This is a genomic window from Mesorhizobium sp. M7A.F.Ca.AU.002.02.1.1, from assembly GCF_003998535.1.
GTDB lineage: Bacteria > Pseudomonadota > Alphaproteobacteria > Rhizobiales > Rhizobiaceae > Mesorhizobium > Mesorhizobium ciceri.
This window is the reverse complement of record NZ_RZPB01000230.1, coordinates 1-7934: the sequence shown is the minus strand read 5'-3', so window position 1 is coordinate 7934 and position 7934 is coordinate 1. Positions and strand designations below refer to the sequence as shown.

At 57.8% G+C, this 7934-nt stretch carries 5 protein-coding genes, 1 pseudogene and 1 riboswitch; of the genes and pseudogenes, 4 read left to right on the top strand and 2 right to left on the bottom strand.

What is annotated here, in order from left to right; genetic code table 11:
* Positions 1-1541 (bottom strand): phosphomethylpyrimidine synthase ThiC (gene thiC, locus EN879_RS16005; RefSeq protein ID WP_127274126.1); only part of this gene is annotated, 1541 nt, incomplete at its 3' end.
* A gap of 103 nt (positions 1542-1644) precedes the next feature.
* A riboswitch (TPP riboswitch) is annotated at positions 1645-1761 on the bottom strand.
* A 317-nt stretch (positions 1762-2078) separates the two neighbouring features.
* Complete coding sequence (locus tag EN879_RS15995) at positions 2079-2342, bottom strand: hypothetical protein (protein ID WP_082826710.1); 264 nt, start codon at positions 2340-2342, stop codon at positions 2079-2081.
* A gap of 491 nt (positions 2343-2833) precedes the next feature.
* Between EN879_RS15995 and EN879_RS15990 the strand changes: the two genes are divergently transcribed.
* The 4 genes and pseudogenes from EN879_RS15990 to EN879_RS15975 form a co-directional block, all read left to right on the top strand.
* Positions 2834-4171 carry a metallophosphoesterase gene (locus EN879_RS15990; RefSeq protein WP_063169413.1) on the top strand — a complete coding sequence of 446 codons (1338 nt, stop codon included), beginning with the start codon at positions 2834-2836 and terminating at the stop codon, positions 4169-4171.
* A 2-nt stretch (positions 4172-4173) separates the two neighbouring features.
* Complete coding sequence (locus EN879_RS15985) at positions 4174-6240, top strand: hypothetical protein (protein ID WP_063169412.1); 2067 nt, start codon at positions 4174-4176, stop codon at positions 6238-6240.
* Positions 6237-7292 carry a hypothetical protein gene (locus EN879_RS15980; RefSeq protein WP_063169411.1) on the top strand — a complete coding sequence of 352 codons (1056 nt, stop codon included), beginning with the start codon at positions 6237-6239 and terminating at the stop codon, positions 7290-7292. The genes EN879_RS15985 and EN879_RS15980 overlap by 4 nt, the downstream gene beginning before the upstream one ends.
* Positions 7293-7692: 400 nt before the next feature.
* Positions 7693-7934, top strand: a pseudogene (locus tag EN879_RS15975) (IS5/IS1182 family transposase); the annotation flags it as partial.

Sequence of the window (7934 nt, the reverse complement as noted above, 5' to 3'; positions counted from 1 at the left end):
GAAAGGGCATCATCCCTGGTTTTCGCTGCCGGATGGCCCTTCGCCAGATCGGCTGCATGGGCGGCTATCTTGTAGGTGATCACGCCAATCTTGACGTCGTTGCGGTCGGGAAGGCCGAGATGCTCTTTCGGCGTGACGTAGCAAAGCATTGCGGTGCCGAACCAGCCTATCATGGCGGCACCTATCCCTGAGGTGATGTGGTCATAGCCCGGCGCGATGTCGGTCGTCAGCGGCCCCAACGTGTAGAACGGCGCCTCACCGCACACTGCGAGCTGCTTGTCCATGTTCTGCTTGATCTTGTGCATGGGGACATGGCCCGGGCCTTCGATCATCACCTGGCAGTCCTTTGCCCAGGCAATCTTGGTGAGTTCTCCAAGTGTTTCCAGTTCGGCGAATTGCGCCGCGTCGTTCGCATCGGCGATTGAACCGGGACGAAGGCCGTCGCCGAGCGAGAAGGAGACGTCATAGGCTCTGGCGATGTCGCAGATCTCCTCGAAATGCTCGTAGAGGAAGCTCTCCCGGTGATGGTGCAGGCACCATTTGGCCATGATCGAGCCGCCGCGCGAGACGATGCCCGTGACCCGGTCGACGGTCAGCGGGATGTAGTGCAGCCGCACGCCGGCGTGGATGGTGAAATAGTCGACGCCTTGCTCGGCCTGCTCGATCAGCGTGTCGCGGTAGACCTCCCAGTTCAGATCCTCGGCGATGCCGTTGACCTTTTCCAGCGCCTGATAGAGCGGCACCGTACCGATCGGCACCGGCGCATTGCGCACGATCCAGTCGCGGATGTTGTGGATGTTGCGGCCGGTCGACAGGTCCATCACCGTGTCCGCGCCCCAGCGGATAGCCCAGACCATTTTTTCGACCTCTTCGGCCATCGACGATGTGACAGCCGAGTTACCGATGTTGGCGTTGATCTTGACCAGAAAATTGCGACCGATGATCATCGGCTCGCTCTCGGGATGATTGATGTTGGCGGGAATGATTGCGCGCCCGCGCGCCACCTCGTCGCGCACGAATTCGGGTGTGACGAAATCTGGGATCGCCGCGCCGAAGGCTTCGCCGTCGCGTTGCAGCTTGCCGCGCATCACCTCGCGGCCGAGATTCTCGCGGATGGCTACGAACTCCATTTCTGGCGTGATGATGCCGGCGCGCGCATAGGCAAGTTGGGTCACCGCCTTGCCCTGCTTGGCCTTGAGCGGCCGATTGCGTATCGGAAATTCCGGTGTCAGGCGCTCGCCGGTGGCGAATCCATTGTCTTCCGGCCGGACGTGGCGGCCGTCATAGGCTTCGACATCGCCACGCGCCGTGACCCATTCGTGGCGAAGCCGGGCAAGGCCTTTTTCGATGCTGGTTTCGACTGATGGATCGGTGTAGGGGCCGGACGGATCGTAGACGGTGACGGGCGGTTCGCCGGCCGTCGGATGGACGGAAATCTCGCGCATCGGCACCCTGATCTGCGGGTAGAGGACGCCGGGCTTGTGGATTTTCCGCGAGGCGGGCAGTGGTCCCGTCGATACGGCGGGGGTGAGGGCATTCATCGTGAGGCTCCTTTGCTCATGCATTGGAGACCCAGTTCTGTGCCGGAAGGATGAAAAGACGCTTCTGTAGACCTGCTGCAACAGGACCTCGGGCGTAAACTCCCGCAAAGCGCTTGCACCGTCCCTACGCCAGTATGAACTGGATCAGGTTCAACGGGTCACTGCGCCGCGAAAGCCAGCAGTATCTCAGCCCCTTGCCGGGACTCCCCTGGTGAATGCCTTAGGTTGAACGGGCTGACGCTATCTTGTCAAGCGCATTCGGGCGCCTTCGGCCGGTGGCGACGACCGGCGGCCAGCCGGGCGGAGAGCTCGCGCATGCATCGGGGACAAGTCACGCCCCGTAGACCGGGGCTGAATGGCCAAAGCCTCATTCGCTTCGTGAAGGATGGAGAAACTGTATTGGCCATGTGCGCGTATCGACCAAGTAGCTCAGGCGGTCACGGATGTGGTTATTCTGGTCGAAGGTGACGAACGGCCTTGGGGGTCACCTCCTTTAGGATTCAGAGGTTGGAAGACGGCTTCTCGCGATCACGGCCATCAGGAAATACCTGTCTTCGGCTCAACCTCGACATGGCGTCCGATCGACCGCAGATATACAGCTATCTCGTTCATGAGATGATCGCGTTCGCCGTAGATTTCAGCAATCCTACGCAGCTGTGGCTCGACGGCCCTCCGTTGCGCTGGCGTGAAATCAGCATCGCCAAAGACGTATCCCAAGTTGCCAATCGCGCAAATTTTGCAGCCGGCGTCCACAACTGCTTGTACGAATGCCGGAATGTCTTTTTCTTGCATGGTCTTCATGTCGAACCTCTCGTGAATGGCGTGCTTGCGCCCCAATCTGCCTTTTCAGCGTGTCCTCTGGGCGGCGCAAGCCCTGAGCGTGACTGTGCACGGGCAACCTCGACTATCCCATCTGCCACGCTCTTTAGAATCGGTGGGGTCTGGTGATCGCAGGCTGGGCCACTCAAAAGCCTGCAAGAAGAAAGTCATGGCGACCATTGCTCAAGATCGCAAGGGTGCGTGCAAGACCTTCCGTTGGCAGTCATGCACGCTCGCTCAGAGATAGTCCGGCCGCGGAAATTCTCCCTTATTCGTAAGAAAGCTCATTGAGCAACTGGGCATTGAGCAACTGGGTCTCACGTCACGGGTCTCGTGTGCTTCACAGCCGAAAAATAGCCGCCGTGGCAATTCTCGAAAAGTGCAGGCTACCTCGTTAAGGACACTGCGGATGATCGTTCGCGCTTGGCAAAAGCGAACGGATTAGTCTATGGCTCTCGGCAGGGGGGCGAGTTATGCGGCGGGTGCGAATCCTTCAAGTAGGCGATATTCACTATCCGGACTGGCATCCTTCCTCTAGCAACATCGATGCCAAGGATAGCAAGTTCGCTCCGAAAATAACGCAGAAGCTACGCGCGTCTTCGCTGCGTGCCGTCTTGACGAAACTTCGGCGGCTGACGACTTCGAAGCCCTTGGATTCGATCGCCTTCATGGGGGATTTCACGAGCCGTGGCGACAAGACCTTCATTGCTTCGGCATTCCAGCATTTCACGTTGCTCTGCCGCGCACAGGGACGCAGTTCAAAGGCGCTTCCGTTGATATTCGTACCGGGAAATCACGATGTGAACCGTGATGACGCGCGCGAACTTGGACCGACTGAGAAATTCAGCGAAATGGCGAGTTTAGCCGCCCGCTTGGGTTGGCAGACCGTTCCCGTGGACCAACCCGTGCACTTCAGACTTCCGACAGGATCCGCAGGCGCAAACTTCATCCTCGTCAACACAGCGATAGGCAGTTGGGAGCTTCAAAACCTTCCCGCGTTCCTTCGTGATCGTCTCGAGGCACTCAGTCCTTCTACAGAGCCTCTAGATCTCGGCTCGCCGGACATCTCGGGACATTCGCCCGCGACACCTCCCAGCGATCCAGACAAGGAGGCGTCCGACGACGAGTATTACGGTCAGATGGACACGCCATACATCTCGCGTGAGATGCTTGCAGGCCTACAGGAATTGCTCCAGCAGCCCGACATGCGTTACGGCATCATAATCGGCCATCACAATCTGCTGCCACAAAAGACTCCGCGCATTACGCCATACGCGGAGATGCTCAACAGCGGATTTGTCAGAACTCAGCTGCTGCAGGGCAACAAGCCTATCGTCTACCTGCATGGACACATACATGCTGATCCGGTCGAGATCGTCAACGATCCAAGGTTTCCGGACGGCAAATTGATCTGCATCTCAGCACCAGAGATACAGTCAGGTTTCAATGAGCTCGTCTTCTTCACGACCGATCAGGGAGAGCTCGTCGGCATCCGACTTATACCCTACCGCACCAATGTCGCCGACGGGACGGTCATGGAAGGCGAACATTGCTTTATTTCGACCATGTCCAACGGCAAGGCCTTTCTGAACAACGACACGTTTGACCTGCTGCGCCGACTGCGCGACCATGCCACCAGGCGCGGGAATGGGTTACTCTTCTGGGACGAGATCACTGAGATTGCTGCCTCCGCCGAGCTCGGGCTAGATCTGGAAGACTCTCTTCTGATGCTCCAAGCGGCGCGCTTCATCGAGATAGACGGCCTCACCAAGGCAAACTCGGCTTGGCGCATTAAGGTAAGGGACGAATAGCGATGGAGAATCCGTTCGGCCCCAACAGGATCGAGTACGAAAGCCGCCCGATACTGTGGTTCAGTCAGAAGTCGGCGTTGATTTCTGCCGCCGCCAAGCCGGTCTTCGTCGCAGGGACGAGAGGCAGCGGCAAGACCAGCATTCTTCGCTCGCTTTCCACAGTCCATATTCTTGAAGACAAAAGTCTCTCGGACCAAGTCGGCAAGCTCGCTTGGTATGGCGTCTTCTTCCAGCTCAATGAGACATTCTCGCCCCTAATCGACAACGCCGTTCTGAACCTCATTCCGGAGCGGATACGCTTCGACACGGCCGCCGTGATCCCGCGGCAATTCGTAATCTTCTCTCACTATCTGGAGCTGAAGATAGTCGAACGCCTGCTCGAGAGCATCGGCCAGCTCAGACGCGACGGCCACTTGAAATACCGGGCCTCCGAAGATAGGGACGTCGCCCTGGCACTGCATCGCGAAGTGCTGCACTTCATACCCCAACCTGCCCGTCTCGACTTCTTCAGCATCGATGAGCTGCGGGGTGGGATAACCCGGTACGTCGACGAATGCTTCAACGCGTTCTTCTTTGCCGCCGATGCCGGAGCGACCGGCTTCAGAGCAACAGACCCTGGCGCGATCATTAACAAGGTCGCGACCGCGATCACTCCACTTTTAAATGGCCCATCTTTCGCCGGTGACAGGGCGCCCTTCTTCAAGATACTGATTGACGACTGTGAAGCACTGACACCGCTCCAACAGCAGTTCCTGAACACCTTGGTGAGAAAGACGCGCGGCAACGTGAAATGGGTCCTCGCCTACATCGGCGGCCTCTACGACACGATCCGGACGATCATACCCGGCCAGTCGCTCTCGAATGCTGACCGGGACGTCGAGAATCTTGATTCAGTCGATCCGAGGGAGTTCGCCACGCTGTGCGAGAACGTGTCGTCGCTTCGGCTGTACTATGCGCTTCCTGACCATCTGCGGAGTGATCTCGAGCGCAACGATGCGCTCAGCGCGTTTTCGCTCAAAAACCGGCTGGGGCGGCTTTCCGTCAATGACATCATCGAGCGGGTTATCATATCGGGTCATTCCGAGGGCAGAGAAGAGCTTGTGGCACTTGCTGATGCAGCACGTGAATTCCTCTCCGTGAATTTGAGGACGGCGGATCAGCAGCAATTCCTTCTTGATCGAAAAGCGCGCCCTTATGCCGAAGGGCTGGCGCTCGCGCTCATGAACCCGGAAATTAAGCGCCGGCCCATGAGCAAGGCGGATGCTTCAAATCTGAAGAGGTCGATCGCCCGGAAACAGGGATGGGCTTTTCTGAAAGCGTGCCAGATGCTGCGTCTGCATGACTACCCGTACGTAGGGCACCAGATCATCACATCATTGAGCGACGTCTGTATACGCGATTTCCTTGATATAATGGGAGAGATCTTCCGCCGCAGTGTTCCGAGTTCCAGTGATCCACGAAAACTGGTGGAATTCATCAACTCGGATTTACAGATTCATCTCGAACAGCAGAGACAGGCTGTGAACGCCGCCTCTCAACGGAAGCTTGATGGACTTCAGGCGCTTTCACATCCGTACGAAGAAGAGAGCGTGCGCATGGTGCGGGCGTTGGGTTACCTGACCGCTCGCCTCCAGACAGAGTTTGCCGAAGAAAATGCTCTAGGAACGACAGAGAGAGGCATTTTCAGGGTTGATCTAAAGGAAATGCGCTCGCTGGTGAACCGACTGGAGCAACCCAGCGGAAAACTGGACGAGGTCCTGCGTCGGGCGGAAAGGGATGGGTTTATCCGGGAGGTCTCCGCCGCCGGCAACTTTGAGGTGGACCGCGCCGACCCCGCATCGAAGGAGATGATGATCAGATTGCATCGGCGATTTGCACCTTACTTCGGGTTCTCCTATCGCGGCCCGTACGAAATCAACACAATCCCTGCGGCGCGGATGGTCGACCTGCTTTTTACCAGGCATCGGCTCCCAGAAGACTGGGCCGACTCGGTGTTTAAGGAGCTCGTCGCGCGGCCCGCACTCAAGACCGAATTCCAGCACTCGCTTTTCGAGAGCGATCTCGAATGACCGCTTCAACTGTCGAGTATCGAGTCTTCGGCCATCTGGCCGTCACCGAGAAGGCGAGAGATGCAGGTACCTGCGAAACGATGGAGGCAGATATCGCGATCGTCGCGCTTGGATGGGAAACGCGTTTCGCCGCGTTCGAAAACCATCTTGACCTGAAGGTCGGCAAGATCGTGGTTCTGGACTTTGCTCTGAAGGAAGCGAACGTCCCAGCCGTCGAAGAAAACCGGCGAAAGCTCATCGCTATGGGTACCCGATGGGGCGTCGAAGTGACTGTGATCACCCTCGAGCCTTCCATCGAGTATCAGAAGAACATCAATCTCCTCGATCACCTGCTCACTCAGATGGCCGCTTCATGTGGCTCATACGAAGGAAGCCTGCGGAAGGTTTTCGTCGAGTGCTCGACGATGCCGCGAATCTACATCCAATGGCTGATTGCGGTGGCATTCAAGAAAATGTCGATTCAGTCTCTCGAATTCGGGTACGCCGAAGGTATCTACGGGAACGCGATCGGCAAAGAGGATTTTTCCAGCGGCTTGGACCGATACGTCACCGTCCCTCATCTTCAAGGCAGCGGAGGAATGGGCGAAGAGAAAGTCCTGCTCGTGGGGATCGGAGGAGATGCCGACGTATTCTACGGATTGATCGATATCGTCAGTCCGGAACGGATCTCGCTCCTCGTCCCAAGAAGCGACAAGAATGCGCATATCGATGCTTTGCTCGATCAACAGGTGGCCAAGGTACGTGAAACCCACCGGCTCGAAGATGGCGAAGTTCGCGACATCCAGGCTTTCGGGCTGATGGCCCACCTCGATGCTTTCGAGACGTATCTCGACGGGTTCGGCTCGCGTGCGGTGGTGAACGTTTTTGTCAGCGGCCCGAAGGTTCAGGCCATCGCTGCTGCCGTGCTCGCCTGCTCCGACAGCCGCGTCCATCTCAAGGCAAGAATTCCCACCTCCTATGCCCATCGTGAAGTCTCAGCGAATGGGCGGTATCATATCTATAGGCTGATTGACCTGACATCCCCTGCCTGCAGCCTTCCCGGGACGTTCTGACACTATCTTGCATTCGAGTAGCATCATGGTCCCAGTAGCCGTTCCGCCAAGCCTTCAGCGCATGTTCGTGTCGCCCGATCCGGTCGATGGGGGGCTAATTCCCACTTGGAAGCTGCTCTACATCAGATCAGGGGGGAATGCAGACTGGCAGAATTCCGTCTAATTAGCGACTAGCTAAAACATATACTCAGGCGAGACTGTTCAGCATAGAAATAGTGAGTCGGCCGTGAACTATCCGCAAGCCATTGATCTGGCCTGTTGATTGAGGCGGATAGCGGCTTTGGAATTGCAGGATTAGCGGTATTTGGACGCTGTTTTCCTGCAATTCGGTTTTGCGATTCCCTTGTGGCGCGGAGCGTGATTCACTCGGTTCGGCGGCGGCGAATCGAGGGGACAGCGAATGTCCAGGCCACGCGAGAAGCGCGAGACGGGAGAGCAGGACCTGTTCCGCTCCCGGCTCGACCAAATCATCAACATGAAGCACGAGCTGGTGCGGCTGGCGCAGGCGATCGACTGGCCGGTGCTGGAGGAGCGTTTCGGCGCCGTCTATTCGGACGGCCCCGGCATGCCGCCGCTGCCGACCCGGCTGATGGCGGGGCTGGCGATCCTCAAGCACACCTTCAACCTGTCGGATGAGGTGCT